The following is a 25,527-nucleotide window of genomic DNA, read 5'->3' as shown; positions in this document are numbered from 1 at the left end:
TATCACGCAGCCTGCTTCGGCATCGAGTGATTGGTGTGCGTCAGGCCGTTCTGCCGGTCGACGTACACGCAGGTCGGCTTGTACTTCGCCGCCTCGGCCTCGTCCATCGTGGCGTAGGCGCAGATGATCACGAGGTCGCCGGGCGAAGCGCAGTGCGCGGCCGCGCCGTTCACCGAGATCACGCCCGAGCCTTCCTCGCCGCGGATCGCGTAGGTCACGAAGCGCGCGCCGTTGTTGACGTTGTAGATGTGGATCTGTTCGTACTCGCGGATGCCGGCGATGTCGAGCAGGCGCCCGTCGATCGCGCACGAGCCTTCGTAGTGAAGCTCGGCGTGCGTGACCGAGGCGCGGTGGATCTTGGCTTTGAGCAGGTTGAGCTGCATGGAACGGCTCCGCGGGAAACCGGGCACCGGCCCGGGAAAGGTGCGCAGTCTAGATAGGGGTTTTCCGCGCCGCAACAAAGGGGGCCGGAGGCCCGGCGGTCGTTCAGAATTCCAGGTTGTCGATGAGGCGCGTGCGGCCCAGCCTTGCTGCGACCAGCGCCACCCGCGGGCCCGGAATGTCTTGCGGTTCAATGAGTTCCGGCGTGCGCACCACGGCGTAGTCGACGTCGAACCCGGCCTGCGCCAGTGCCGCCCTCGCCTCCGCCTCGACGGCGGAACGCGGCGTTCCGCCCAGCGTGGCCTGCCGCATGCGCAGCAAGGTGCGGTGGATCGTGGCGGCGACGGGGCGCTCTTCCGCCGACAGGTACTGGTTGCGCGAGCTCATCGCCAGGCCGTCGGATTCGCGCAGGGTGTCCGCCGCGATCAGCTCGATCGGGAACGCGAGGTCGCGCACGAGGTAACGGATCACCGCGAGTTGCTGGTAATCCTTGCGGCCGAACACGGCGATGTCGGGCTGCACCTGCAGGAACAGGCGCGCGACCACCGTCGCCACGCCATCGAAGTGCCCGGCGCGATGCGCGCCTTCCAGCACGTCGGTGACGCCCGGCACGCGGATGCGCACCGCGTTGTCCGCGCCGAAGGGGTACATCGTCACCACCTCGGGCAGCCACAGCAGGTGGCAACCGGCGGCGGACAGGCCCGCCGCATCGGCGTCGGGCGTGCGCGGATAGCGCGCGAAATCTTCGTTCGGGCCGAACTGCGTGGGGTTCACGAACACGCTGGCGACCACGCGATCGGCGTGTTTGCGCGCGAGTTGCACGAGCGAATGATGGCCCGCGTGCAGGTTGCCCATCGTCGGCACGAAACCCACGCGCAACCCCGCGCGCTTCCATTCGCCAACGTGCGCCCGCAGCTCGTCGAGCGTGGTGGCGACGGCGAGGGTCATTCGTAGGCGTGCGCGGCGTCGGGGAACGCGCCGCTGCGCACGGCCTCCGCGTAGGCCTTCACCGCGCCCGCGATCGAGCCACCTTCGGCGAGGAAGTTCTTCACGAATTTCGGGCGGCGATGACCGGTGTTGGCGCCGAGCAGATCGTGCAGCACGAGCACCTGGCCATCGCACGCGGCGCCTGCGCCGATGCCGATGGTGGGGATCGGGCTGGCGAGGGTGATTGCGGCCGCCAGTTGCGAGGGCACGCATTCCAGCACCAGCAACGCGGCGCCCGCTTTGGCGACTTCGAGCGCATCCGCGAGGATCTTCTTGGCGGCCGCGTCTTCGCGGCCCTGCACCTTGTAACCGCCCAGGCGCAGCACCGATTGCGGCGTGAGCCCGAGGTGCGCGCACACGGGAATCTCGCGCTCGACGAGGAAGCGAATCACCTCGAGCTTGTGGCCCGCGCCTTCGAGCTTGACCATCGCCGCGCCCGCGCGCAGCAGGGCCAGCGATGCGTCGAGCGCGCGTTCCGGCGTGGCATCGGCGCCGAAGGGAAGATCGGCGATCAACAACGCACGCTCCAATCCGCGCGACACGCACGCGACGTGATACGCGACGTCATCGACGGTCACGGGCAGCGTGCTGTCGTGGCCCTGCACCACCATTCCGAGCGAATCGCCGACGAGGACCAGGTCGACGCCGTTGTCGTCCATCACGCGCGCGAATCCCGCGTCGTAGGCCGTGAGCATGACGAGCTTGCGGCCGTCGCGCTTGGCGTCGGCCAGCATGGGCACGGTCCAGGGCTTGGCGTCGGTGCTGGTGTACATGGCGATAGCCTAGCGCGTCAGCCCAGCGCGTGGATGTCGCCGGTCACCATCGCGGCGACCAGGTCCGACGCGCGGCCATGACCGGGAATCACGAGGTCGGGGGCGATTTCGACCAGCGGCACCAACGCGAAGGCGCGCTCGTGGAGATGCGGGTGCGGTACGCGCAGGCCCGGTTCGTCGATCGCCGCATCGCCGAACAGCAGCAGGTCGAGGTCGAGGGTGCGCGCACCCCAGCGGTCGCTGCCGTCGCCGGCGCGGTCGCGGCCGAAGTCGCGTTCGATGCGCAGCATGTGGTCGAGCAAAGTGCGTGCGTCGAGGGTGGTCTCGACGATGGCCGCCGCGTTCACGAACGCCGGCTGGTCGGTCTTGCCCCACGCCGGCGTGCGGTAGAGGCGCGAGGCGCGCAGGAGCCTGGTGTCCGGCAGCGCATCGAGCGCCTGGAGCGCGCCCTGCACCGCGGCGACCGCATCGCCGAGGTTGGCGCCGAGGCCGATGCAGGCCTGCGTGCGTTCGCTCACTCCGGGGCGCCGCCGTTGGTGCGGCGCCGGCGGCGCCGGCGCTTGCGCGGCGCATCGCCCTCGCCCGCTTCGATCGCCTGCGCTTCGAGCTGCGCGACGACTTCGGCCGGCTGCGTCTGCGCCTCAATCCAGAACGCGATGTCTTCCGCGTGCTCGGGCGAGGCAAACTGGCGCAGCTGCAGGAAGTCGAACGCGGCGCGGAAGCGCGGATGCGACAGCAACCGGAACACACGCTTGCGCTGGCGCTGCGCGAAGCGCGATTGCAGCAGCCAGATTTCCTGCATCGGCAGCGAGAACCGGCGGGGCAACGCGATGGTGTTGAGTTGGTGCACGGTGACGCGGTCGGCGGCGCGACGCTGCGCTTCGGCCGCGTGCACGCCCTGGGCCTGCAACTGCATCAGGTCGCGGCAATACGCGGGCCACAGGAGCACTGCGAACAGGAATGCCGGGGACACCGGCTCATCGTTGGCCACGCGCAGATCGGTGCTGCGCAGGCCTTCGAGCACCATGCGACGCAATGCGCCGCTGCGGTTGGATGCGAGCGCCTTCGCGGTTTCCGGCAGGAAGACCGGCAGCAGGCCGTGGCGTTCGAGGCCTTCGAAACTCGCGACCGCATTGCCGGAGAGGAACAGCTTCAGCGACTCCTCGAACAGGCGCGCCGGCGCGGATTCGCGCAACAGCGGTGCCAGCGCGGGGATCGGCGCGGCCGTGGCCGGCTCGATGGTGAAGTTCAACTTCGCGGCCAGCCGGATCGCGCGGAGCATGCGCACCGGGTCTTCGCGATAGCGCGTTTCCGGATCGCCGATCAGGCGCAGCAGACGCGCCTGCACGTCCTCGTAGCCGCCGACGAAGTCGCGCACCGAGAAATCCTCGATCGCGTAGTACAGCGCATTGGCGGTGAAGTCGCGGCGGACCGCGTCTTCCTCGATCGTGCCGTAGACGTTGTCGCGCAGCAGGCGGCCGCCTTCGTGCGTCTCGCGGTCGCCGCTGCCGTCGTCGGCGTTGGAACGGAAGGTGGCGACTTCGATGATTTCGCGCCCGTAGACCACGTGCGCCAGGCGGAAGCGACGGCCGATGAGGCGGCAATTGCGGAACAGCGCCTTCACCTGCTCGGGCGTGGCGCTGGTCGCGACGTCGAAATCCTTGGGGTGGCCGTCGACGAGCAGGTCGCGCACTGCGCCGCCCACGAGGTAGGCGCCGAAGCCGCCCTCGCGCAGGCGATAGAGCACGCGCAACGCGTTCGGACTGATGTCCTTGCGCGAAATCGGATGCGCGTCGCGCTCGATGCTGCGCGCATGCACGGCGATGGCATTGGGGTTGGAAACGGTGATGGTCGACATTCAGGGCCGATGGAAGGACGTTCCGTTGCCTGTGGCCACGGCGGCCCGTATAGTAGCAAGCCTTCGCGCAGGGCCTTGTTTCGGCACGGAAAGCCGCCCTCGCCGCCCCTTTTGCTCCCTTCGTCTAGAGGCCTAGGACGTGGCCCTCTCAAGGCTAAAACACGGGTTCGAATCCCGTAGGGAGCGCCATATCCCGACCCCCGGAAGCTGCGTTTCCGGGGGTTTTTCGTCTCCGGTGGCCCTCAATCCCTGAGGCCGGTCGCCATGGCGATGGCGACGAATGCGCCGATGCCGCAGGCAACGACGAGCGCCCCGCCGACCCCCGCGAAGATCGCGAACGCCCGCGCCGGCGACAGTTGGTAGAAGCCCCCCGCCAACTTTGCATGCGCGGCGACGACCCAGGCCAGGCCCGCGGCGACGATGAGCGTGATCGCGTACGTGGCGATGGGGGCTAGATAAGTCGCGGCAAGGAACGACAGGCCCAGGGCGAGTGTGCAGGCCAGCCAGAATCGGTTTCGGGGGTTCCACATAGGGCCTTCCCTTTCCAGTTCATCCTGACACCCTTGGATGGTGCTTGCCGCGCTACTCCTCATTATGACCCTTTGTCTGGCAGCTCGCAGCGTGTTTTCGAAGACCTTGCCGTCCTCGATATAGAGTTCGGATTCCGCATCCTTCGACAGGCGCAGATCCAGGACGATGACTTGGCTCGCACAGGACAATGCGCCGCATAGCTCGCGAGTGGTAATTACCACTTCCCCTTCGTTGGTACGACGCCAAAGGTCGCCAAGGAGCAGTGACTCACCCATCGTTTCGATCGACCTCATGACCCATGTGTCATTCGGGGCGGCCAAGTCCGAGAGCAGCTTGCAGACCGCGCGCCCGTCGATTGGAAATTCCAGCATGTTCTCGGTCATTGCTTCAGCCCTACTCGCCGCCAATGGACGATACCGTTGCCGACGGCTTGCAATGCGCCATTCGGGTGGCGACGAATTCGGAAGGAAGGCTGTACATCAGAGTTCGACCAGTTGCCACTTCAATTGTTCGATCGACACGACGAATTCCTTTCCATCACGTTCTATCAACGCATGGTCGAATGCAGGCCGCTCGAAATACCAGCCATCGGCCACGGACACGAACCGATCCAGCGCATAGCTGGCCCCGTTTTGCGAAACGGGATTGCCGGTAACGCGATCGACCACCATGTCGTGGATCGGCGTGCAACGAACCTCGTGAGTCTCCCGATCTTCCGGAAAGGAGAAGCGGCTGCTGGCACCATGGCAGTCGGCTCCATCTCCGTATACGACGAGCCTGACCTTGACGCGATCCTGTTGCAGGGACGACTCGACGAGCACTTCCCAGGAGGCCTGTGCCCAATCAGAAACCGTGTTGTGATGTTTCGACTCGTCTTCAAGTTTTCGCACCGACGACCATCCAGCGTTCAACGTCCCGACGAATGCGCGAATGGCGATCTCGATCATGACTTCAATCCGAAGGGGACGCGACGAAATGCCCTCGACCTGCAGTCACCACGATCCATGGCTCCAGATATGTGACCGAAAAGATTTCGAGCGTGATCCCACCGTCGAACAACAATGCCGGGTCGATCGTCGATCTCGTGCTTTGCGCTTCACAACCTACGATCGCCCTGCCGGCGACAATTGCATCGAGTGCGGATTGACTTGCGTGATCGGAACCTAGCAACAACGTATCGGCGCGCACAAGACGCCAAGGCGTCGTTATCGCGATGCTCCATCCATCGCCCCGAAGCACCAACGTCGGATCCTGCCAAAGGATCTCACTCATACTGAGAGGAACGCGCTCTCGTAATGCTTCAATTGTGTTTGCCGCGGTACTCATCTGGTCTGCTCCAAGTGCGTTCTCTGGCGAACATGGTCTCGCCGTTCCTCCCGCGTCGACCCACGGGCTGGTTGAGGTACGGTGCCGGTATCGACGACCGTCGGATCAATGCTCGTGAACCTCCCGATCTCCGAGTCGTAATACCGCTGCTGCATGTAAGTCAGCTGCGTCTGCGCGTCTTCGACGTGCCCCGTGTAGCCGGGGCCGTCATCGATGGGGCGGTTGATGAGCGCGCCGTAAGGTTCGTAGTGGCTGCGTTCCAGCACTTTTCGATCGAGGCCGGTCACGGCGACGGGCGTGCCGAGTGCGTCGGTGTGCTGGAATTTCAGCGTGGGCGCGCCGCCGGCAGTGGGTTGTTCGCGGACCATGACCAGGCGGTCGTCGAGCGATACGTAGGCGAGGTTCTTGCCGGTGCGCTCGTCCTTCTGGAAAGCCAGGCGGCCTTCGCGGTCGTAGAACGAGAGAATCGTCCCGCGCGTTGGGCTGGCCTGCTGCACGCGACGGCCGTGCGCGTCGTAGCGGTAGGTTTCCTTGTCACGCACGGCGCGCAGGCGGTTGTCCTGGCTGAAGTCGTAGGCGTGGCCGTCGCGATTGGCGAGGTTGCCCTGCACGTCGAAATGGAAGCCACTGACCGCGGTGCCGTCGGTGCAGTCCGTCGATTCGGACTTGAGCAATTGCAGGGCGTTCGTGTTCGACAGGTAGCAATAGCGCAATTTGCGTTCGGCCACCGCCGGCATCGTGCCGGTCGCGGCACGCGCGGGGGCCGTCAACGTGCGCAGGTTGTCGAGGACATCGTAGGCGTAGCCGATCGTCCCGTTAAACGACGGGGACGACACAGATGCCAGGCGATCGAGCGCGTCGTACGTCATCGTCCGATCGCCGTGCCCGCCCGGCAGGCCATCGCTGATGGCCGCGAGGTTGCCGTTGCCGTCGTACGCGTAGCTGTCGTCGAACACGGCGATTCCGCCGTGCGCATCGCGACTGCGGTCTGGTAATCCACGTGCGTTGAGCGCGCCTTCGTGCGCGATACCGTTGCCGTAGGTGAATCCTTGCAACGCGCCATTCGGATGGCGGCTCGCGTTGGAGACGTACGTGCCGGAGGTGCCGGAGATGCCCGTCGTGCTGCCCAGCGCGTCGACCTGGAACAACACGCTCGATGTATCCGGCAGATGCCGGGCCGTCACCGCGCCGTTGCGGTCGTAGCCATATCCCAGCGTCCACGTGTAACGGCCGGGGTGGTGCTGCATTTCCCCGCTGCCGTCCAGCATGCGTCGGCCGTTGTAGCGCCATGCGTTGTACACGCCCTCGGTGCGGCCGGGGCCGTTCCAGGTCCACGCGCTTTTCGGCAGGCCGTCGGGCGTGTACGTCCAAACCTGTTCGCCGATGTCGTCGGCGAACTCCAGTGCGATCAAGCGATTGCGCTGGTCGTAGGTGCGCGTGGACTTGCGCGCGGCGACGGGCGTACTCGCTCCGTCGGCATCGCACACGATGCCCCATGGCAGGCCGGAGGCGGACCACGCGACGTTCCCCGCCGCGTCGTAGCCTTGCATCGTCGTCCCGGTTTCCGGCTCGTATGTCGCGCACTGACGTTGCGCGGCGTCGTAGCGATACAGGCGGGTTTGCTGGAGCGAGCGGTCGAGGGTGCGTCGCGTGATCGCGCGCGGCTTGCCGAAGACATCGCGCGGAATATCGGTGTGTACGCCTTCCGGAAGGGCCTGGTACACGGGCCGATCGGTGGCCGGTTGATCGAAGGCCTGGTATTGCGTCGTGGTGGCGACGCCGCGTGGCGGCGTGACCCTCGACTGGAATCCGTCGAGATATGCGTAGTGCGTAGCCAGCACGCCGAGCTCGGAATCCTGCCGGACCTCCGTGGGCCGGCCGAGCGCGTCGTATGTCGTGCGCGTGCCGTGGACGACGCTCGCGTAGTCCGCCACGCCCTTCAGTGGATATGACTCGAACGCGACCCCACCCAGCGGCGCGTAACGCGTGACGCGCTGGCTGAGCGTCGCATCGCGCGTGACCGCATTGGTGTCATCGTAACGCTCGGTGACGACGGGCCTCCACAGCGCGTCGAAGTACGTCTTCTCCACGCCGGCGCCGGTGCGTTGCGTTTCCACCCAATGCCCGGGTGCCAGGCCCAATTGCGCGACCGCGGCCTGCTCGAAGGTGCGGCGCGCGGCATTCCATTGCGATTCGGCGAGGTCGCACGCTGCTGGCGCATCATTGGGATGGAACACGCCCGCCAGCCGTCCCATCGCGTCGAAGCGATGGCACGTGCGGTGGCCGGCTTCGTCCTGCACCCATTCGATCTGGCCGAAGTCATCGACATGGGCCGACCTGGAGGTGCCGTCGGGATAGCGGATCGTTTGCGGGATGCCCCGCCTGAAATCCGTCAATGCCACCGTCGTGTCGTACGCCGGCGTATCGCGCCCGTCGGACACCGCGGAAAGGTGGCCGCGTGCGTCGTACGCCAGCGTGCGTTGCAACTGGCCGAACGCAAAAACCTGCGTCGGCAACGCCGTCGCGTGATCGAACACCGCGCTGGATTCCACAAGATGCGGCGTCGCGTCCGTATTGGTCGACGACGCCACCTGCCCGAGGACCCAGAGCCGCGTGTCGTTGTGGTACGCCGTCGTGTCCGTACGCGAATATCCGGGGCCGACGTCGCTCGAGCGCGTGACGGTCAGCGGATTGGAATACGCATCGAAGGACGACGCGCGCCATCGGAACGTCCGCCCCTGCTGCACGATGGTGCGTTCGACCTGCGGCGTCCACGTCGTCGATTTCGACGCATTGCTGCGCGCATCCTCGAAGCCATGGCCGAGCGACGCCGGCCATGGCCCGCGATCATGCGCGGCGTACGCATGACTTTCCGTTCGCAGGGCGACGCCCGGATTGCCCTGGAATCGCTCGAGCCGCAGCAACTTGCCTTCCGTCGGCCCCCAGCGATTGGCGTACGTGTAGCGGGCGCGATTGCCATCGGGCCCAAGGACGTCGACCCATTTGGTGTCGGCGCAGGTGGCGTCCTTCGCGCAGGCATCCGAGGTCGTGCTTCCCACCGCCGGTGCGAACGCGTACGACCACGATTGCGGCGGCACGCCCGGCCCTTCGAAGGTCTTGCGTACGAGCGTGCCGGTGCCGAACAGAGGCGGATTGTCCTCGAAGGGATCGCTGTTCGGCGGTTGCGCGCACGCGCTCGGCACGTAGCTGCGGGCATGCCACGTCGGCGCGATCTCGAACGTCCCGGTCAGGCCCGCGGGGCTCGTCACGCGCGAGACGGACGGCGCACCCGTATTGCCCAACGTGCGCGTGCCGCACTTGGTGCGTGCATTGCTCGGCACCCCGCCCGAACCCAGGCCACGCAGCGCGAACCCCCAACGCGACGCATCGGGCATCACCACGGCGGCGAGCTCGCCGCTGTCCGCGGTGACATTGCGGTATTCGTAGCGCCAGATGCGTGGTTGCGCGGCGCGCGGTTGCACGATGATGCGGTCGACCAGGCGCGCATCGCTGCGCCAGGCGATCGCGACCTCGCGCCCATCGTCGGCTGCGATCGCATCGAGCGTGTCGTCGCCGCCGTAATCGAAGACGATCGTGTTGCCGAAGCGATCGACGATGCGCGAGACGAACATCGTCGCCAGCGCGCGCCGCTGGCGAATGATCGTGCCCATGTCGTTTTCGGTGATCGTGTCGGCTGTGTCGTAGACAAGGTGGTCGAACCAGTACCGCGTCCCCGACGGATCGACCGCCAGGAATGCTTCACCCGGCTGGCCGTTGCGCGTGGAGGGCAGGCATGCGACCTGCCAATTGCCTTGCGTCACGATCGGAAACGCCATCGGCGCGCCGTGTGCATCGGTCATCGCCGGTTGCAACGTATTGCCCGTGGCGCGCTTGAGCAACGCGTGGCGATCGCCGGCGCCATCGACGAGTTCGATGCCGAACCATCCCTTCTCGATCTGCGTGGGATACCAGGGCCGGTCGAACAGACTGCATCGCTTGTGCTTGTCGGCGGCGGCCGCGGCGATGAACCAGCCGCCGCTCTTGTCGACCAGGGTTTCGATGCGGGGAATCGACAGCGTCCAGTCGCCGAAGGCGTGCGGCTTGTCGATCTTCGTGTCGGCCAGCAGGGTGGCCGTGTTGCGGGTGAGCGAGATCGACGGGCCCGTGCCTTCGAGCACCACGTCGACCTGGCGGAACGACAGCGCGCCGGTGTAGAGGTTGATCTGTTCGCCGAAGGGCGTGTCGCCGGCCGGCTGGATCGTCCGGTAGACCTTGATCCTGCGCGCGTATTCGTCGTCCGCGTCGATCTCGGCTGATCGCGCGGCGCCGGCGGACAGGGCGAGGAGCCCCGACAGGATCAGGAAGCAAAGCGAGCGTCGGGCATCCATTCGAGAGAGCGACGATGGCCGGTGCAACCGGCGAGGCCGCGATTCTCTTGCGCACGTGGCGTTGGAAACCGCTCGAAAAGCGGGAAACGATCATTCACCAGGGGAATGCGTCCCCTACCCCGTCACTCCGGGGCGATTTCGCAGCCAGCCCGCGCGAGGCTTCCCGCCCCGCGCGGTCAGCGACCCTCAGTTGGCCAGCGCGTAGGCCAGGCCGGCCAGCACCACCGCGACCAGCGCGGCGGCCAGCATTTCCATCGGCATGCCCTTCGGCGGCTTGGCGGCGATCGTCGGATCGTTCGAACGCTCCAACATCGCCTGCGCGAACGCATCCGGTGAACCGGGCTCGTGACTCATGGTGTTCCCCTTGCGTGATCGGCCTGCCCCCCAGGCCAACCCAACCATAACCCCGTTGTGCACTGCGGCGTGATGTGCGTCGCACAAACCCTCATGGGCGGTCAGCCCGCTACACTGGCGCCTTCCGTATCGCGCGCGCACACGCCCATGCCCTTCGTCGTCACCGAAAACTGCATCAAGTGCAAATACACCGACTGCGTCGAGGTGTGCCCCGTCGATTGCTTCCGTGAAGGCCCGAACTTCCTGGTGATCGATCCCGACGAGTGCATCGACTGCACGCTGTGCGAGCCCGAGTGCCCGGTGAACGCGATCTACCCCGAGGACGACGTGCCCGCCGGGCAGGAGCAGTTCGTGCAGATCAACGCGGAGCTGTCGAAGTCGTGGCCGGCGATCACGGTGCGCAAGGACCCGCCGGCGGATGCGAAGGAATGGGAAGGCAAGCCGGACAAGCTGCCATTGCTCGAGAAATGAAAAACGGGCGCCCTTCGGCGCCCGTTTCGTTTCCGGCGATGGCGGGGCGGATCAACCGCCCAGCGCGGTCTTCAGCTGGCCCATCAGCTTCACCGGGGCCTCGCCCGAGGCCGGCAGGCCGCGCGGGTCGACGGCGCTGATGTACACGCCGGCATCGGTCTTGGTGATGCGGATCAGGAACTTGGCGCCTTCGAAGTCGACGTCGTAGGTGCCGAGCAGCTGCGCGCGGCTGGCGACGGTCACGCCGGTGATGCCACCGAGTGCATCGCCGACCTTCGCGAACACCGCGTCGCGCTCACCGGGGACGGTGAAGCCGAGCGGCGTGGTGCCGGCACCCACCGGCGCGGCAGGCGCGGCGGCCGAGGCGGTCGGCGGCATCTTCATCGCGGCGTCGGTGCTGGGCTTGTCGAGATCCGGCGGCACTTCGAGCGGGCGCGCGGCGACGTCGTCCTTGTACAGGTCGCTGTCCTTCTTGAACCAGTGGCAGCCGCCGAGCACGCCGACCAGCAAGGTCGCAACGAGGGCCGAACGGACGAACGTGGGGGTGATGCGCATTGGAAACTCCTGTCAGGCCGCGAGCGCGTCGCGGATCGCGTTTTCGATGTCGAGGATGGCCGCGGCGACCAGGGGCGTGCGCCCGGCGTGCGCCGCGGAAAGAGGCAACAGCGGAAGGCGCAGGCCGTGCCCGATGCCCATCTGCGCGAGCAGCGCCTTGACGGGGATCGGGTTGGGTTCGACGCCGAGGAAATCGTTGGCTTCGCGCAGGCGCGCATCGAGCGCCTCCGCCTGCTCGCGTTCACCCTTCCGCGCAAAATCGCACAGGCGGCGGAACGCGGTGGGCAACACATTGGAGGCGACGGAAATCACGCCGTCCGCGCCGGCGAGCATCGCGCGGCATGCGGTGGGGTCGTCGCCGCTGAGGATCGTGAAGCCGTCACTGCGCAACGGCAGCAACGCGTCCATGCGCTCGGCGTCGCTGCGGGCTTCCTTCAGCGCGACGATGCGCTCGTGGCCGGTGAGCGCGGCGACCGTCCCGGGCAGCATGTCGCAACCGGTGCGGCCGGGGACGTTGTAGAGAATGACCGGCAGCGCGCCGTCGTCGGCCACCGAGGTGTAATGCGCGACCAGGCCGGCCTGCGTCGGACGCACGTAGGGCGGCGTGACGACGAGCGCGGCATCCGCGCCCAGCGCCTTCGCGCGGCGCGTGCATTCGATGGTCTTCTGGGTATTGGACTGGCCCGTGCCGGCGATCACCGGGATCCTGCCCGCGATGCGTTCCACCGCCGTGCGCAGCAGCGCGTCGTACTCGACGTCGAACAACGCCGCCGCTTCGCCCGTCGAACCGGCCACCACGACGCCCTGCGTGCCGCCGGCGAGTTGGAGGTCGATGAGGCGACGCCAGGCGTCGAGGTCGAGTTCGCCGGTTGCCGTGAAAGGCGTGGCGAGCGCGGTGATGCTGCCGGTCGGTCGCAAGACGGTGGGCCCGTTCGTGAAAGAAGACAAAGATGCCGGAAATCCTCCGGCATTGCGCGTGCAACGCACGGCAACGGATGAGCGGAAGCGTCGCCGCCCGTCGCGATCTTACTTGCGGCGTGAAACCAGCGGCAAGTATGCTGACCACGGCCCCGAAGGATTTTCGGGGACCTCGTTCAGACCTCGGAAGGCCGCCTTGACCGAAACCCCCGCCCGTCCTGCGCCGAACGAGAACCACCTGCTCATCAACGCGTACACGACGCACCCGCAGTCGCCCCTGCTCGCGGTCACCCGCCGCATTTCCGACAGCGGCTGCAACCTCGTCGACGCGCGCCTGAGCACCGTGGGGCGCGATGTCTCGGTCACGGCGCTCGCCACCGGGTCGTGGGACGCCGTCGCCAAGCTCGAAACCATGCTCGGCCGCCTCGAGCGCGAAGAAGGCCTCAAGCTCGTCTTCTATCGCACCGGCCCCAAGCAGGTGCAGTCCAACCTGCTGCCCTACATCGTCGAAGTGGTGGCGGCCGACAAGCCCGGCATCCTCTTCCAGCTGGCGGATTTCTTCGACCGCCAGGGCATCACCATCGAAAGCCTGCATTGCTCGCGTTACCGCGCGATGCAGACCGGCGCCGACATGTTCTCCGCGCAGGTGACCATCGGGATCCCGTCGGACATGCACATCGCGGCATTGCGCGATGATTTCCTCGAGTTCTGCGACCACCTGAACCTCGACGCCATCATGGATCCGATGAAGTTCTGATGCCGACCGCCAAACCGCTGCCCCGCAAGGTCCTCGATGCGCCGCTCGCGCTCGCGGGCAAGGACGGCACGCGCGAGGCCACGCTGTCGGATTACACGGGCCGCTGGCTGGTGCTGTACTTCTACCCGAAGGACAACACGCCAGGCTGCACCACCGAAGGCCGCGACTTCGCCGCCCTGCTCCCGAAATTCCGCAAGCTCGGCGCCGACGTGCTCGGCGTCTCGCGCGACTCGGCGCGCTCGCACCAGAACTTCTGCGACAAGCAGGGCTTCGGGTTCGAGCTGGTGAGCGACCCGGAAGAAACCTTGTGCAACGCCTTCGGCGTCATCAAGGAGAAACAACTTTACGGAAGGAAGTACATCGGCATCGAGCGCAGCACCTTCCTGCTCGGTCCCGACGCCCGCATTGCGCAGGAATGGCGCGGCGTGAAAGTCCCCGGCCACGCGCAGGCCGTGCTCGACGCACTGACGCAACACTCGAAATCGACGCACACCTAAATCAGGAAGCCTTGATGACCCGAAGCAAGCGGATCTACGTGCTCGATACGAACGTGCTGATGCACGACCCGACCGCGCTGTTCAAGTTCGAGGAGCACGACGTGTACCTGCCGATGCAGGTCATGGAAGAACTCGACAATGCCAAGAAAGGCACGTCCGAACCCAGCCGCAACGCGCGCCAGGTCAGCCGCTTCCTCAACGAGTTGATCCAGCAGCAGAACGTCATGGACATCTCGGCCGGCGTTCCGCTCGCCCCGCCCGATGGCCTGCAGTTGCGCGGCAAGGAAAGCGCGGGGCGCCTGCGCTTCCAGGTCGCCAATTTCGATGCGGGCAAGCGCTTCGGCGCGGTGATCCCGGACAACCACATCCTCGGCGCGATCCTCGCGTTGAAGGAGGAAGAACCCGATACGCCGGTGGTGTTCATCTCCAAGGACATCAACCTGCGGATCAAGGCCGCGATCGCGGGCATCGTGTCGGAGGATTACGAGAACGACCGCGCCCTGGACGACTTCAGCCTGCTGTACACCGGCGCCACCGAGCTGCCGGAAGATTTCTGGTCGCGCCACGGCAAGGACCTGAAGTCGTGGACGGACAAGGGGCGCACGTTCTACGAGATCGCCCGCCGCGACGACGACGATTGGTATCCCAACCAGTTCCTCTTCCTGCCCGGCGAAGAGGAAGCCGAGATGAAGGTGGCGCGCGTCAACGACGCGAAGGTCGTGCTGCAGATCGTCGACGACTACCGCCACAACCAGCACGCGGTGTGGGGCATCACCGCGCGCAACCGCGAGCAGAACTTCGCGCTCAACGCGCTGATGGACCCGGACATCGACTTCGTCTCGCTGCTCGGCACCGCAGGCACCGGCAAGACCCTGCTCGCGCTCGCCGCGGGCCTGGCGCAAACGATGGACCAGCAGCGGTATCGCGAAATCATCATGACGCGCGCGACCGTGAGCGTCGGCGAGGACATCGGCTTCCTGCCCGGCACGGAGGAAGAAAAGATGACGCCGTGGATGGGCGCGCTGACCGACAACCTCGAAGTGCTCACGCACAACCAGGAAGGCGGCAGCTGGGGCCGCGCGGCGACGAACGACCTGCTGGCGTCACGCATCAAGATCCGCTCGCTGAACTTCATGCGCGGCCGCACGTTCCTCTCGCGCTACCTCATCCTCGACGAAGCGCAGAACCTCACGCCGAAGCAGATGAAGACGCTGATCACGCGCGCCGGCCCGGGCACGAAGATCATCTGCCTGGGCAACGTCGAGCAGATCGATACGCCGTACCTGACGGAGACGACGTCGGGCCTGACGTACGCGGTGGATCGCTTCAAGGGCTGGACGCACAGCGCGCACGTGACCTTGCGTCGCGGCGAGCGTTCGCGCCTGGCGGACTACGCGTCCGAAGTGCTGTGACGCCGGCGGCGCTGACGATCGCCGGATCCGATTCCGGCGGCGGCGCCGGCATCCAGGCGGACCTCAAGACCTTCGCGGCGTTCCGCGTGCACGGGCTGTCGGCGCTTGCCGCGCTGACGGCCCAGCACACGCGGGGCGTGACCGCGGTGCACGTGCCGGAGACGACGTTCCTGCGAGCGCAGGTCGAAGCGTGTTTCGACGACTTCGACGTGCGCGTGGTGAAGCTGGGGATGCTGGCGACGGCGGAGGTGATCGAGACCGTCGCTTCGTTGCTGGATGCGCGTCCCGACGTGCCGGTGGTGCTCGATCCGGTGATGGTCGCCACCAGTGGCGCCAAGTTGCTGGCCGACGACGCGCTCGATGCGATGCGCACGCGGCTGCTGCCGCGCGCGACGATCGCGACGCCGAACCTGCCGGAAGCCGAGTTGCTGCTCGGCGCCCGAATCGACAGCGTCGTCGCGATGCACGATGCCGCGCAGGCATTGCGTGCGCGCGGCGCGAATGCGGTGCTGCTGAAGGGCGGGCATTTGCAGGGCGAGGGCGACGTGGTCGATGTCTTCATCGATGCGACCGGCATGCACGAAATCCGGCACGCCCGCCTCACCCTCGAAGCGCACGGCACCGGCTGCACCCTCGCCTCCGCCGTCGCGGCGCGCATCGCGCTGGGCGACGGCTTGCGCGATGCGTGCATTGCCGCCTCCGACTACGTGCATCGCGCGCTGGTGAAGGGCTATCGTCCCGGGCGCAGCGACATCGTCGTGCTCGATCATTTCGGGGCGGCGCAATGACAGTGGAGTCGGTCGAACTGGCCGTCGCCGCGAGCGACGGCCATCGCTTCACGTTGCAGGCCCGCATGCCGCGCAATCCGCGCGCGAGCCTGTTGTGGCTCGGCGGCATGGGCATCGCCGCGCGGCATTACCTGCCCTTCGCCGACGCGCTGGCGGCCGAGGGCATCGCCGTGTTCGCGCAGGATTGGCGCGGCCTGGGCAGCAGCAACCTGCGCGCGACACGCACGTCCGACTGGGGTTATCGCGAATTGCTGATGGCCGACCTCCCCGCGAGCGAAGCCGCCATCGCGCACGCGTTGCCCGGCATCGAACGCGTCGTCGGCGGCCACAGCCTCGGCGGGCAGCTCGCTTGCGTGCGCGCGGGCCTCGCGCCTGAAAGCGCGAATGCGGTGTGGCTCGTCGCCAGCGGAACGCCCGACTTCCGCGCCTTCCCCGCGCGCACGCGATGGTGGCTGCCCGGGGCCTATCACCTGTTGAACGGCATCGCGCGGGTCGCGGGCAAACTGCCCGGACGTCGGATCGGATTCGGCGGTGAAGAAGCGCGCGGCGTGATTGCCGATTGGTCGCGCTGCGGGCTCAGCGGGCGATACGCGGCGGCGGGTCTCGCCATGGACCTCGAAACCGCATTGCACAGCGTCGCACTGCCGATCCGCGCGGTCCGCATGGCGCACGACTGGCTCGCGCCCGCCTCGTCGTTGCAGGCGTTGCTCGGGAAGATGCCGAATGCGAAACCCGCGATCGCGGTCGTCGATGCCGTCGCCCCGCACGTGCGCGCCGACCACTACGCCTGGATGAAGCACCCTTCGGCGACGGCCGAGGCGCTGTTGCGCTGACTGCATCCGCCGGGCCCCGAGGTCCGTATCTGCCGGGTTGGGCGTAGGATCGACCCGCGCCCCCGCGTGGACCCGTGCATGGAAGACACCCTGGCTCTTCGCAATCCGACCGACGACGCGCCGATGGACCGGCACGGGCTCGAACGCCTGCTCGCCGCGGTCGCCAAGGGCGACGCGATGGCCTTCGAGCGGCTGTACCACGCGACCTCCGCGAAGATGTTCGGCGTGTGCCTGCGGCTGTTGTCCGACCGCGACGAAGCCGAAGACGCGGTGCAGGAAGCCTACGCGGCGATCTGGCGCAAGGCCGCGCAATACGACGCGGCGATCGCCAGCCCGATTTCGTGGCTCGCGATGATCGCGCACAACAAGGCCATCGACCGCTTGCGCAGCGACGGCGCCTCGCGCAATGCACTACCCATCGAATTCGCGTTCGAGGTGAGCGACACGGCCCCGGGCGCACCGGCGATGGCCGAACACGCGGGGGAAACGCGGCAGCTGGATCGCTGCCTCAACCAACTGGAAGCGCGGCGCCGTACGCTGATACGCACGGCGTTCTACGAAGGCGCGACGTACGAGGAACTCGCGCGCCGCACCGACACCCCCATCGGCACGGTGAAGAGCTGGATCCGCCGCGGCCTGATGCAACTGCGGACGTGCCTGGAATCATGAGCGCCATCGACGACATCACCGGCCCCGGCGGCGACGACGTGATCGCGGCCGAATACGTGCTCGGCACGATGGACGCGCAATCGCGCCAGGCCTTCGCCGAACGCATCGCGCGCGAGCCCGGTCTCGCACGCGCCATCGATGCCTGGCGGATGCGGCTGGCGCCGCTCGCCGACGACATCGCGCCCGTCGTGCCGCCGATGTATCTCTGGCACAAGGTGCGCGCGCGGGCTGGTCTGGATGTCGCGCAGCCGGCGCGCGTCGAACGCGAACGTTGGTGGGATCGCATCGCCTTCTGGCGCGGCATGAGCCTGGCGGGCCTGGCCGCGACCACCGCCTGCGTGATCGCCCTCATCGCCCTCCCCCGCAATCCGGCGAGCCAGATCCCGGCGCCCGTACATTCGGCGTTGCCGCACCCCGTGCGGCTGGTGAGCACGATGAACGACGGCAAGGGCCGCAACACCTACATGGCGGCCGTCGACGACGATGCCTGCACGCTCGTCCTGATGCCGCTGGTGAAGGACCCCACGCCCGGCGAAGTGCCGCAGGTCTGGCTGGTATCCAGCGACGGCTCCACGCAATCGCTCGGCGTGGGCAACGATGCGCCGCTGCAATCCATGACGGTCCCCGACGCCCTGCGCGCGCACCTGCTGCGCGACGACCACACCATCGCCGTGTCGATGGAGCCGCCCGGCGGCTCGAAGACCGGCCATCCCACCGGGTTCGTCATCGGCCGGGGCCAGCTGACCCACCTCTGAGATGGGCCTGCGGGGCGTCCTCTGCGATAATCCGGCGGCCTTTTGGCCCCGTAGCTCAGTTGGATAGAGCGGTCCCCTCCTAATTACACGGTCGGCTCAGGAATGGCTTTGTTGTGCGGGCTCTCAGGATCTCAGATGGTGTTCTAGAGGGGGGTTTAGAGGGATGGTTAGCACAGTTAGCACAGTCAACCCCAAGGCAGTTTTCGCCTACGCCCGACGTTACGCCGACAAGGCCGAACGCAGCGGGCGCGGGACTGAGTTTCCGACCGTCCGCATGGCGGCCAAGCGGTTCAAAACCACCCAGTCCGCAATCGTTGAAGCTGTCGAAGACGGTGCGGGGATGGGTGACTTCGGCGGCGACTACTTCGGGATTGCGGTGGGGGTGCAGATCAGCGGGCACGGATACGGCGTGCACGACAATGAAGGCGACTACCAAATCGAGGCCTACCGATGATCGACCCCACCCGCCTCCGCGCCCTGCTGGCTGACCACCCGCCGCAGGCGTTCCACCAGAGGGAACAGGCCGCCATCCGGGATGTGTGGGAGGCGGCGAGGGAAATGCTTGCGACGAACGAATGGCAGCCCATCGAAACCGCACCGAAGGACGCGGTTGTGATGGTCTGGAACGGCGACTTCATCACAATGGGCCGGTATTGGTCGCAGCGTAAGTGCTGGATTGACTATGCCGACGAAGGCGACGAGTTCACCGACCCGCCGACCCACTGGCAACCGCTGCCGCAAGCTCCGGGAGGGCGAAATGGCTGAAGAAGCGATCATGTACGTGCGCCCCGATGGCGCGTACTGGACCGAGAAACAGACCATAGAGCTGGCGTACCTTGATGGCCCCGTGCCCACCGAGCGAATCATTGCGATTCAGGACGGCAGCGATATGGTCGCGCCGTGGATATTTTGGGTCGCGCCTGATCGGCCGCGTTGAATCTCAGTCACCCCGTCCGCCACCCGCCCCGACACCCGTACTCTCACCACATGGGGATCCAATATCGAGCGGAACTGGACGGGCTGCGGGCGGTTGCCGTGGCCTTGGTCGTGCCTGTGCATTGCGGCGTGCCGTGGTTTACGGGCGGATACATCGGCGTCGAGCTGTTCTTCGTCCTCTCCGGCTACCTGATCACCGCGATCCTGCTGGCCGAGCATGAGTCAACCGGACGCATCCGCATCGGGGCGTTCTACTGGCGACGGGCGCGGAGGCTCTACCCGGCCCTGCTGGCGATGCTCGCGGCATATCTGGCCCTTGCGCCGATCCTGGCCCCCGAAGGACAGCACACCCGCGATGCACTGGTCGCGGGGCTGTACCTGTCGGACTACGCCATGACGTTCTGGAAGGTGCCGCACTATCTCGGGCACACATGGAGCCTCGCGGTCGAGGAACACTTCTACTTGCTGTGGCCGCTGGTCCTGCTGTGGATGCTCAAGGGGCGGACGGCACCGTGGAAGCTCACCGCCGTCCTGTTTTTACTCGCGTGGCTCTGGCAGCGCCACATGGCGAACATGGGGGCTGTCGGCTTTCGCTTCGACACGCGCGCCACTGGCCTTGTGGCGGGATGCCTGCTCGCGATGCGTCCGTGGACGTTCATTTCGGCGCGCGTCGCAGGGTTGGCGGGCGCATTGATGCTCGCCACCATCATTGCACTGAACGACCGCCCCACCCTGCCGTTCGTTGAACTGGCGGGCGTGTTGCTGGTCATCGGCGCGCAACATCTGCGCGGCTTGGCGCATCCGGTGATGGTCTGGATGGGGAAGCTGTCCTACGGCATCTACCTGTGGCATTTCCCCATCGCGATGCTCAACCCAGTGAAGATGCACTGGTTGCCGACGCTCCTGCTCGTCTCGGCCGCCTCCATCCTGCTCGCGTGGTTGTCGTTCGTGACCATCGAAGCCCTGTTCCGGTCAGAACGTCGCGTACTCCAGGTAGCTGCCAGCTAGCACGATCACTGCCGTTACATCCGAGGTGTTCTGCGCCCACTGGAACGAGAACGTCCCGCTGGCGGACGCGGTGAAGATGAGGTCCAGATGGACGAACCCCTGCCCGGCCGCGCTGGATGTCACGCCGACCCCCGCGCTGTTGATGATGCCCGTACCGACCGCGACCGCCTCGTTGTCCGTGCCGATGGTGCCGACAGGCAGGAACTGGCGACGAATGGTGAACTCGTTGGTAAACGCAGCGGAGAATGCCGGGTTGTATTTGAAGTCCGGGGTCGAGCTCACGCTGCTGTAGGACACGAACACACGCACCCGATAGGTCGTGCCTGACGTACATGCGAACGACAGGTGCGGGTCGTCAGCGAGGGTTGTGGTGCTGGTGCGGCTGGTGTTTGCCGTCTTCTTAACGGCCGTCCACATCCCGCCAGAGGGCGACACCCAAGAGGGATCGCCGCTCGTACCGCCCGTCTGCAATACCTGTCCCGCCGTACCGGCACCCAGCCGCGCCCAGCTCGACGCGCCGCGATACAGGATGTCGCCGCGCGCCGCAGAACCGATCCAGTCAAGCAACTGCGTCAGGCTGACTTCCTCGGTGTCGCCCGAGCCCGCCGTGTTCCGACCCAACACGCGCTTGGTCGTCGTGATGTCCTGCAACATCGCGTAGGTGATGGAGTTGTCACCCACGCCCGCAGAAGGCATCCACCGCTCTGCCGTGGCATCCCACAGCAGCACGTCGCCATCCGCCAGGTCCGCCAGATTCGCGAAGGCGTAGGCGACATAAGGAAGGTCGTTCCATGCCGTCGTGCCGTCGCCAATCTTGATCTTGCCGGTGTCGGTTTCCACGCACTGCTCGCGGGCCTTCAACACCTCGTTGCGCGCGTACAGGATTTCTGCGGTGTCGCCACGAATGGCGAACCGCTGCGGGATCGTATACGTCGCCATCAGACAGGCCCGTAGGTGTTGGTGCCGTAGGTCGTGCCGGTCACCGAGGACGCGACGGTGATCTGCTTGGCCTTCTGCGCGGTGGTCGGGCTCGTCGTGGTGGTGCGGCCGTCAGCAAACGTGCCGTACTGGCGCGTCTTGTTGCTGTAGAGCGTGTTCCCGTCGATGTCCCAATTGGCGCAGGTGGACAGCAGCGAAATGCCCTCCAGCCCGTTCCACTTGATCGTGTTGTTGTGGCAATCGACGTTCTGGCTGTCGTAGGCGTAGATGCCGCGCACGTTGTATTCGATGCGGTTTTCGGTAATGGTGATGTCGTCGCAGGAGCGATAGCAGATCAGGCCGGGGCCTGCGTTGTGGTGCAGGTAGCAGCCCGTGACCGTCGTGTTGTTGGACGTGTTCGTCTCCGGCCCGTCGATCTCGATGTCGATGCCCGCACGCGGGGCCGTGCCATCGCCCACGCCGATGTAGGCGCATTCGCAGTTCTCGATCAGCACATCATCCGCGCCGGTCGAGATTCCCTGGCGGCGGTTGTTCGTGGACTTGATGTTGAGGATGTGGATGTCGTGCGCCGAGCGGCCCAGCGAAATCCCGTCCCCGACGAACTTGTCGAAGGTCGTGTTGTAGATCGTGACGTTGTACGCACCGTTGGTGACGTAGATGCCGTGCGCCCATTCCGACACGCCGAACGCCGAGACACCGCCATTGGCCTTCCAGTAGTCGCGGTAGCCGATCAGCTGCCCGCCCTTGACGACGACATCGTGGACGCCGTCAATGCGGATCATGTCCCGATGCGTGGCGGGGGCCGTCGTGGTGTTGCTGCCCTTCGCGCGCAGGATCGTCCCATTCGTCGCCAAGTCGAGGACCGAATTGGTGGCGGGCTCAATCGGGTTGGCGGTGTCGATGTAGTACGTGCCCGCCGGGGTGATGACCGTGCCGTAAGAGGCAAAGGCCGTATTGATCGCCGCGCTGTTGGCCGTGGCGTTCGCTTCGCCCGCCGTGAGCGAGACGGTGGTGCTGCCGGGGTCAACGGTGCGCGAGGTTGGCGTGCCCGGCGTGCCAGCGCCACCCGGATCCGGGTCGGGGCCATCCTCGCCGTCGTCGTCTTCCCCGTTGCCGTCCCACACGATTTCGGGCGGGTCGTAGACAAGCGTGGTGGTCGTGTTGTTGGCCGCCTGCGTGCCGACCGTCACCGCGCGCAGGATCAGCGTGCGCCCGGCATATTCGGTGTTCACCGGGATGTAGTAGACGTACTGGTCCACCATCACGAACACGTCGTCGGTGTCGTGCGAGGTCGCTTCGCCCACCAGCCCGCGTTCGGTGTCCGTCAGGTCGAAGCCATCGCCGTTCGGCGTGGAGGTCTGCGACTGGCCGAACTCCGCATTCGCCCCGGTGATGATCGCCCACACGTTCTGGTTCGCGTCGAGCTGGTCGTCGGTCACCGTGTCGATGTCGGCCGAGCCGTACAGCTCCACGCTGATGGTGTCGCTGGCCGACGAGGTGATGTCGGCGGTGAGCCAGCCCATGCGCGCGGGGTTGACCAGGCGCCCGACGAACGTCTCCGTATCGCCGTTGTCCGCCGAGATATACAGGTCGCAGCCGACCCAGCCTTCCAGCAATCCCCGAACCGCCACGAAGATGCCCGCCTGCTGTTGTTCGTTCGTGCGCGGGGGCGGACCGTTGAATGCCGCCATGACCGTGGGGCCACGCACCGCAGGAGGCGTCACGCCACCGCCGGGGAGGGGCTGGGCTTCGGCCGTGCCGGTGTAGGACGCGCCACGGTTGGTGACGGCCTCCATGAGCTGCACGCCCGAGTCGTCCTCGCGCTGGCCGAGGCGAATGCGCGTGACGTTGCCGTCCGCGTCCGTGTACGTACCCACGTCCGTGGGCGTGAGCTTCGTCCACTTGTGCGTGAGCGAGAACTTCTGCTTTTCGGTTTCCGACCACGCGACCTTGCCGCGCTTCTCGGCCACCTGCGCCATCTGCGTGCCACCGGCCACGACGGGCAATTCCAGCGAGCCCTCACCCTTGGCCTCGACGGTGCCCGAACGGCGCTCCCACTGCTGCGTGGTGACCGTGTAGGTGGCAAGCGGGTCGAGGTAGGACACCGTGGTCTTGCGCAGCAATTCGGCTTCCTGCACGCGCTCGCGCTCGAACGCATCGCCGTCGCGCTCGACCAGATCGTCGGCAGTCAGTGCAAAGACCGGATCGCCGCCACGCTTGACGAAACGCAGCTTGCCATCCCACTCCGCGCAGTCAGCGAAGGCATAAGCCAGCAGGGGATTGAGGAACGCATCCCCGCCGCCCTCGGTTGCAATGCGATACCCGTCGATTTCGTCCGTCAGCTCGCTGACATCGAACTGGTCGGCCGTCAGTCCTGCACGCAGGCAGATGTCGGCCACGATGTCGCCCACGGTGACCACTTCGCGCTCCAGCGCATCCGCGCCGAAGTAGACGTAGTTGCCGTTCGCATCGACGTAGGTGCCGGGGATGTCCGGGATTTCGTAGTAGCGGTCGTCGGACGCCAGGAACTTGGCCTGAATCTCGGCCAGCGTCAGCGCACGGCTGTAGCCCTTGAGGTCCGCGATGCAGCCGAGGAATTGGTGGTCGGTCGCGTAGGAAGGCACACCGGAGCGCGCGCCACCCACGATCAGATGCATCGAGGTGTTGGCAAACGATGGATTGGGCTGGCCCGTCTCGGTGTCGATCAGCGATCCGTTGACGTAGAACTTGAATGTTCCGAGAGTGCCGGGCCCGGTCCGCTCCCACGTCATCACGACGTAGTGGTTGCGGAAGAACGTCGCTTCTTCCGTGCTGACGATGCTGTTCTGCGTGCCGAGGCTGTGCGAGTAAAACGCGTAGGGACGCAGGTTCTTCAGGTCGGCCGGGGAGCTGGGCGTGCGCAGGCACAGGCACCAGTTGCACTCATCGACGAAGCCGCCGTTGTCGAGGATGGCGATGGTCTTCTGCGTCGCGCCACCGCCGTTGTCGTCGTCAGAGTTCGGGCGCGGCTGGATCCATGCGGACACGCTCCAGCTAGTGTGCGTGTTCATGCTCGGCGTAACACCCGAGGCGGTCTGCATGTAGCCGCCAAAATCGGTGATGTTCATCGACCCCGTGCCACCAAGGCTCAGGATCGGGCCGCCCGCCACGTTGGTGCTGGAGTAGACGCCGTTGTAGCCGCCGACGACTTCGCGGGCCACGCCGCCCGGCGCGTAGTCGTCCAGCGGGTAGTGGAAGATCAGCCCTTCCTCGTTCTCCACCACCACGACGTTGCCCGAGCCGTTGACGACGAACTCGAATTGCGGGATCGCGCCGCGCAGTTCCGACAGATCGTCGTTCTCGAATCGGATGTAAGCCAGTCCACGGTACGCAGGCACGTTGCCGACGCCTTCGTGGGCCTCCATCACCGAGTCCGCGACTTGCGACTCGTCGCCCGTATACATCACGGCGTTCTGCATGAAGGCCGCAGAGCCGGAGCGCGAGGCCGCAATGTCGTTGGCCGTGTAGCCGACCGCCGTCAATTCTTCGTCGGTGCGCGCGTCGTAGACGATCTTCCCGTTGCGCTTGACGATCAGCAGGCCGGTGATCGGGCCTTCGCAGATGCCGATGGCGTAGGAGCGCGTGTATTGGAACTCGGTGGTTTCGGTGACCGGGCCGCCCTTGCCCTGGCGCTCGCGCGTCACGATGACGTTCTCGACCAGCGGCGCACGCCAGATCACGTTGCCCGCAGTCGGGAACGTGCCGTAGCCAATCGTGATCGGAATGCCGTCGCGTGCGGTCTGCTGCATCGCATCGGTCAGGCGCGGACCGGACGACTTGATGACATCGGGATCGACGTAGCCGCCGATCATCGAGCCAATGGCCCAGCCTAGTTGTGGTGCGCCGAAGAAATAGCCGACAACTGCGCCAACGACACCTCCAATCGTGGACCCACTCAAAGTGAAGCCCTCCGATAGACGGCCGCGATGCGCGACAAAATGGTTGGGTCGATGCTTTGTTCGACGACGCGGCCGATGTAGGAATCGGTATGGATCAGGGTCATGCGTCCGTTCTGTTCGCCGACGATGCCGACGTGGCGAACGGGCCACTTGGACGGAATGCCGCGCGAGACGCGCTGGCCGTCGAAATGGATGGCGAGGATGTCGCCCGGTTGCAGATCGCTCAGCGACACCGGCTCGCGTGCGACGGGCTCGCCGCAGTTGCGCACGAGCATCGCGTCGAGCAATCCATCGCGCGGGGCGCGGCCGTAGACCGACAGGTCATCGGCGGTCCACCCGCAATCGCGGGCAGCGAGGATGCCGAGGCCCACGCAATCAATGGCTTTCTCGGAGCGGCCCATGTGTTTGAAAGGCACGCCAAGGTACCGGCGAGCTGCTTCATGCAGGCCGGGA

Annotated in this window: 26 protein-coding genes, 1 tRNA gene and 1 pseudogene; 13 read left to right on the top strand and 15 right to left on the bottom strand. The window is 66.4% G+C overall.

The window, feature by feature from the left end; all coding sequences use genetic code 11:
- Positions 1-2 precede the first annotated feature (2 nt).
- The 5 genes and pseudogenes from panD to pcnB all read right to left on the bottom strand — a co-directional run.
- Positions 3-383 carry an aspartate 1-decarboxylase gene (gene panD / locus LF41_RS05425; RefSeq protein WP_036166943.1) on the bottom strand — a complete coding sequence of 127 codons (381 nt, stop codon included), beginning with the start codon at positions 381-383 and terminating at the stop codon, positions 3-5.
- A 103-nt stretch (positions 384-486) separates the two neighbouring features.
- Positions 487-1,329, bottom strand: coding sequence for a pantoate--beta-alanine ligase (gene panC / locus LF41_RS05420; protein WP_036166941.1), 843 nt, complete (start codon positions 1,327-1,329; stop codon positions 487-489).
- Positions 1,326-2,141 (bottom strand): 3-methyl-2-oxobutanoate hydroxymethyltransferase, encoded by an 816-nt coding sequence (gene panB / locus LF41_RS05415; RefSeq protein ID WP_036166939.1) that lies wholly within the window; start codon positions 2,139-2,141, stop codon positions 1,326-1,328. Before panB ends, panC begins: the two co-directional genes overlap by 4 nt.
- A 17-nt stretch (positions 2,142-2,158) precedes the next feature.
- Positions 2,159-2,659 carry a 2-amino-4-hydroxy-6-hydroxymethyldihydropteridine diphosphokinase gene (gene folK, locus LF41_RS05410; RefSeq protein WP_036166936.1) on the bottom strand — a complete coding sequence of 167 codons (501 nt, stop codon included), beginning with the start codon at positions 2,657-2,659 and terminating at the stop codon, positions 2,159-2,161.
- Positions 2,656-3,951 (bottom strand): annotated as a pseudogene (gene pcnB / locus LF41_RS05405) (polynucleotide adenylyltransferase PcnB); the annotation flags it as partial. The pseudogene pcnB and the gene folK, both read right to left, overlap by 4 nt.
- 161 nt (positions 3,952-4,112) lie before the next feature.
- Between pcnB and LF41_RS05400 the strand changes: the two are divergent.
- A tRNA-Glu gene (locus tag LF41_RS05400) sits at positions 4,113-4,188 on the top strand.
- Positions 4,189-4,241: 53 nt separating this feature from the next.
- Here the strand turns inward: LF41_RS05400 and LF41_RS05395 are convergent.
- From LF41_RS05395 to LF41_RS16940, 5 genes are all read right to left on the bottom strand, one after another.
- Entirely contained in the window at positions 4,242-4,913 is a 672-nt protein-coding gene (locus LF41_RS05395) for a hypothetical protein (protein WP_036166933.1), read from the bottom strand.
- A gap of 96 nt (positions 4,914-5,009) precedes the next feature.
- The gene (locus LF41_RS16690; protein WP_152599904.1) at positions 5,010-5,477 is read right to left on the bottom strand and encodes a hypothetical protein; all 468 of its coding nucleotides are present in this window, start codon (positions 5,475-5,477) and stop codon (positions 5,010-5,012) included.
- A gap of 4 nt (positions 5,478-5,481) precedes the next feature.
- Positions 5,482-5,856, bottom strand: coding sequence for a hypothetical protein (locus LF41_RS16685; RefSeq protein WP_152599903.1), 375 nt, complete (start codon positions 5,854-5,856; stop codon positions 5,482-5,484).
- Complete coding sequence (locus LF41_RS16075; protein WP_052116162.1) at positions 5,853-10,244, bottom strand: RHS repeat domain-containing protein; 4,392 nt, start codon at positions 10,242-10,244, stop codon at positions 5,853-5,855. The genes LF41_RS16685 and LF41_RS16075 overlap by 4 nt, the downstream gene beginning before the upstream one ends.
- Before the next feature lie 186 nt (positions 10,245-10,430).
- Positions 10,431-10,598 carry a hypothetical protein gene (locus tag LF41_RS16940; protein WP_161786929.1) on the bottom strand — a complete coding sequence of 56 codons (168 nt, stop codon included), beginning with the start codon at positions 10,596-10,598 and terminating at the stop codon, positions 10,431-10,433.
- Positions 10,599-10,745: 147 nt separating this feature from the next.
- On the opposite strand from LF41_RS16940, the gene fdxA reads away from it, so the two are divergent.
- A complete protein-coding gene (fdxA, locus tag LF41_RS05380) occupies positions 10,746-11,069 on the top strand; it encodes a ferredoxin FdxA (RefSeq protein WP_036166927.1) in 324 nt (107 codons plus the stop codon).
- Between the two features lie 51 nt (positions 11,070-11,120).
- On the opposite strand, the gene LF41_RS05375 is transcribed toward fdxA, so the two are convergent.
- Positions 11,121-11,624 (bottom strand): hypothetical protein, encoded by a 504-nt coding sequence (locus tag LF41_RS05375; RefSeq protein ID WP_036166924.1) that lies wholly within the window; start codon positions 11,622-11,624, stop codon positions 11,121-11,123.
- A 12-nt stretch (positions 11,625-11,636) separates the two neighbouring features.
- On the bottom strand, positions 11,637-12,542 hold the full coding sequence (dapA, locus tag LF41_RS05370) for a 4-hydroxy-tetrahydrodipicolinate synthase (protein WP_036166921.1): 906 nt from the start codon (positions 12,540-12,542) through the stop codon (positions 11,637-11,639).
- A gap of 196 nt (positions 12,543-12,738) precedes the next feature.
- Here dapA and LF41_RS05365 point away from each other — a divergent pair, with 196 nt between their 5' ends.
- The 11 genes from LF41_RS05365 to LF41_RS05315 all read left to right on the top strand — a co-directional run bounded on the left by LF41_RS05365 (position 12,739) and on the right by LF41_RS05315 (position 20,197).
- Entirely contained in the window at positions 12,739-13,299 is a 561-nt protein-coding gene (locus tag LF41_RS05365; RefSeq protein WP_036166919.1) for a glycine cleavage system transcriptional repressor, read from the top strand.
- A complete protein-coding gene (locus LF41_RS05360) occupies positions 13,299-13,796 on the top strand; it encodes a peroxiredoxin (RefSeq protein ID WP_052116160.1) in 498 nt (165 codons plus the stop codon). Before LF41_RS05365 ends, LF41_RS05360 begins: the two co-directional genes overlap by 1 nt.
- Before the next feature lie 14 nt (positions 13,797-13,810).
- Positions 13,811-15,208 carry a PhoH family protein gene (locus tag LF41_RS05355; RefSeq protein ID WP_036166916.1) on the top strand — a complete coding sequence of 466 codons (1,398 nt, stop codon included), beginning with the start codon at positions 13,811-13,813 and terminating at the stop codon, positions 15,206-15,208.
- On the top strand, positions 15,205-15,996 hold the full coding sequence (gene thiD / locus LF41_RS05350; protein ID WP_036166913.1) for a bifunctional hydroxymethylpyrimidine kinase/phosphomethylpyrimidine kinase: 792 nt from the start codon (positions 15,205-15,207) through the stop codon (positions 15,994-15,996). The genes LF41_RS05355 and thiD overlap by 4 nt, the downstream gene beginning before the upstream one ends.
- Positions 15,993-16,829, top strand: coding sequence for an alpha/beta hydrolase family protein (locus LF41_RS05345; RefSeq protein ID WP_036166910.1), 837 nt, complete (start codon positions 15,993-15,995; stop codon positions 16,827-16,829). The genes thiD and LF41_RS05345 overlap by 4 nt, the downstream gene beginning before the upstream one ends.
- Before the next feature lie 123 nt (positions 16,830-16,952).
- The gene (locus tag LF41_RS05340) at positions 16,953-17,498 is read left to right on the top strand and encodes a sigma-70 family RNA polymerase sigma factor (protein ID WP_036167087.1); all 546 of its coding nucleotides are present in this window, start codon (positions 16,953-16,955) and stop codon (positions 17,496-17,498) included.
- On the top strand, positions 17,495-18,253 hold the full coding sequence (locus tag LF41_RS05335; protein WP_036166907.1) for an anti-sigma factor: 759 nt from the start codon (positions 17,495-17,497) through the stop codon (positions 18,251-18,253). The genes LF41_RS05340 and LF41_RS05335 overlap by 4 nt, the downstream gene beginning before the upstream one ends.
- Before the next feature lie 274 nt (positions 18,254-18,527).
- A complete protein-coding gene (locus LF41_RS16680) occupies positions 18,528-18,707 on the top strand; it encodes a hypothetical protein (protein WP_152599902.1) in 180 nt (59 codons plus the stop codon).
- Positions 18,704-19,018, top strand: coding sequence for a hypothetical protein (locus LF41_RS05325; protein WP_036166902.1), 315 nt, complete (start codon positions 18,704-18,706; stop codon positions 19,016-19,018). Before LF41_RS16680 ends, LF41_RS05325 begins: the two co-directional genes overlap by 4 nt.
- Positions 19,011-19,190, top strand: a complete 180-nt coding sequence (locus tag LF41_RS05320) for a hypothetical protein (protein ID WP_036166899.1) — start codon at positions 19,011-19,013, stop codon at positions 19,188-19,190. The genes LF41_RS05325 and LF41_RS05320 overlap by 8 nt, the downstream gene beginning before the upstream one ends.
- A gap of 50 nt (positions 19,191-19,240) precedes the next feature.
- Entirely contained in the window at positions 19,241-20,197 is a 957-nt protein-coding gene (locus LF41_RS05315; RefSeq protein WP_084073403.1) for an acyltransferase family protein, read from the top strand.
- Here the strand turns inward: LF41_RS05315 and LF41_RS16070 are convergent.
- The 3 genes from LF41_RS16070 to LF41_RS05300 form a co-directional block, all read right to left on the bottom strand.
- Complete coding sequence (locus LF41_RS16070; RefSeq protein ID WP_052116158.1) at positions 20,162-21,136, bottom strand: hyaluronate lyase N-terminal domain-containing protein; 975 nt, start codon at positions 21,134-21,136, stop codon at positions 20,162-20,164. The genes LF41_RS05315 and LF41_RS16070 overlap by 36 nt on opposite strands.
- Positions 21,136-24,987, bottom strand: coding sequence for a phage tail protein (locus tag LF41_RS05305; protein WP_036166896.1), 3,852 nt, complete (start codon positions 24,985-24,987; stop codon positions 21,136-21,138). Before LF41_RS05305 ends, LF41_RS16070 begins: the two co-directional genes overlap by 1 nt.
- Positions 24,988-25,070: 83 nt before the next feature.
- Positions 25,071-25,490 (bottom strand): NlpC/P60 family protein, encoded by a 420-nt coding sequence (locus LF41_RS05300; RefSeq protein ID WP_152599901.1) that lies wholly within the window; start codon positions 25,488-25,490, stop codon positions 25,071-25,073.
- Positions 25,491-25,527 lie beyond the last annotated feature (37 nt).

The organism is Lysobacter dokdonensis DS-58 (genome assembly GCF_000770795.1).
In the GTDB taxonomy this organism is placed as follows: domain Bacteria; phylum Pseudomonadota; class Gammaproteobacteria; order Xanthomonadales; family Xanthomonadaceae; genus Noviluteimonas; species Noviluteimonas dokdonensis.
This window is presented reverse-complemented; position numbering and strand designations above follow the sequence as displayed.

What these genes read in the sequence shown, in the direction of transcription:
- panD (WP_036166943.1), bottom strand. Translation starts at nt 383, where the DNA reads ATGCAGCTCAACCTGCTCAAAGCCAAGATCCACCGCGCCTCGGTCACG.
- panC (WP_036166941.1), bottom strand. Translation starts at nt 1,329, where the DNA reads ATGACCCTCGCCGTCGCCACCACGCTCGACGAGCTGCGGGCGCACGTT.
- panB (WP_036166939.1), bottom strand. Translation starts at nt 2,141, where the DNA reads ATGTACACCAGCACCGACGCCAAGCCCTGGACCGTGCCCATGCTGGCC.
- LF41_RS05395 (WP_036166933.1), bottom strand. Translation starts at nt 4,913, where the DNA reads ATGACCGAGAACATGCTGGAATTTCCAATCGACGGGCGCGCGGTCTGC.
- LF41_RS16690 (WP_152599904.1), bottom strand. Translation starts at nt 5,477, where the DNA reads ATGATCGAGATCGCCATTCGCGCATTCGTCGGGACGTTGAACGCTGGA.
- LF41_RS16685 (WP_152599903.1), bottom strand. Translation starts at nt 5,856, where the DNA reads ATGAGTACCGCGGCAAACACAATTGAAGCATTACGAGAGCGCGTTCCT.
- LF41_RS16075 (WP_052116162.1), bottom strand. Translation starts at nt 10,244, where the DNA reads ATGGATGCCCGACGCTCGCTTTGCTTCCTGATCCTGTCGGGGCTCCTC.
- LF41_RS16940 (WP_161786929.1), bottom strand. Translation starts at nt 10,598, where the DNA reads ATGAGTCACGAGCCCGGTTCACCGGATGCGTTCGCGCAGGCGATGTTG.
- fdxA (WP_036166927.1), top strand. Translation starts at nt 10,746, where the DNA reads ATGCCCTTCGTCGTCACCGAAAACTGCATCAAGTGCAAATACACCGAC.
- LF41_RS05375 (WP_036166924.1), bottom strand. Translation starts at nt 11,624, where the DNA reads ATGCGCATCACCCCCACGTTCGTCCGTTCGGCCCTCGTTGCGACCTTG.
- LF41_RS05360 (WP_052116160.1), top strand. Translation starts at nt 13,299, where the DNA reads ATGCCGACCGCCAAACCGCTGCCCCGCAAGGTCCTCGATGCGCCGCTC.
- LF41_RS05355 (WP_036166916.1), top strand. Translation starts at nt 13,811, where the DNA reads ATGACCCGAAGCAAGCGGATCTACGTGCTCGATACGAACGTGCTGATG.
- LF41_RS05345 (WP_036166910.1), top strand. Translation starts at nt 15,993, where the DNA reads ATGACAGTGGAGTCGGTCGAACTGGCCGTCGCCGCGAGCGACGGCCAT.
- LF41_RS05340 (WP_036167087.1), top strand. Translation starts at nt 16,953, where the DNA reads ATGGACCGGCACGGGCTCGAACGCCTGCTCGCCGCGGTCGCCAAGGGC.
- LF41_RS05335 (WP_036166907.1), top strand. Translation starts at nt 17,495, where the DNA reads ATGAGCGCCATCGACGACATCACCGGCCCCGGCGGCGACGACGTGATC.
- LF41_RS16680 (WP_152599902.1), top strand. Translation starts at nt 18,528, where the DNA reads ATGGCGGCCAAGCGGTTCAAAACCACCCAGTCCGCAATCGTTGAAGCT.
- LF41_RS05325 (WP_036166902.1), top strand. Translation starts at nt 18,704, where the DNA reads ATGATCGACCCCACCCGCCTCCGCGCCCTGCTGGCTGACCACCCGCCG.
- LF41_RS05320 (WP_036166899.1), top strand. Translation starts at nt 19,011, where the DNA reads ATGGCTGAAGAAGCGATCATGTACGTGCGCCCCGATGGCGCGTACTGG.
- LF41_RS05315 (WP_084073403.1), top strand. Translation starts at nt 19,241, where the DNA reads ATGGGGATCCAATATCGAGCGGAACTGGACGGGCTGCGGGCGGTTGCC.
- LF41_RS16070 (WP_052116158.1), bottom strand. Translation starts at nt 21,136, where the DNA reads ATGGCGACGTATACGATCCCGCAGCGGTTCGCCATTCGTGGCGACACC.
- LF41_RS05305 (WP_036166896.1), bottom strand. Translation starts at nt 24,987, where the DNA reads ATGATCGGCGGCTACGTCGATCCCGATGTCATCAAGTCGTCCGGTCCG.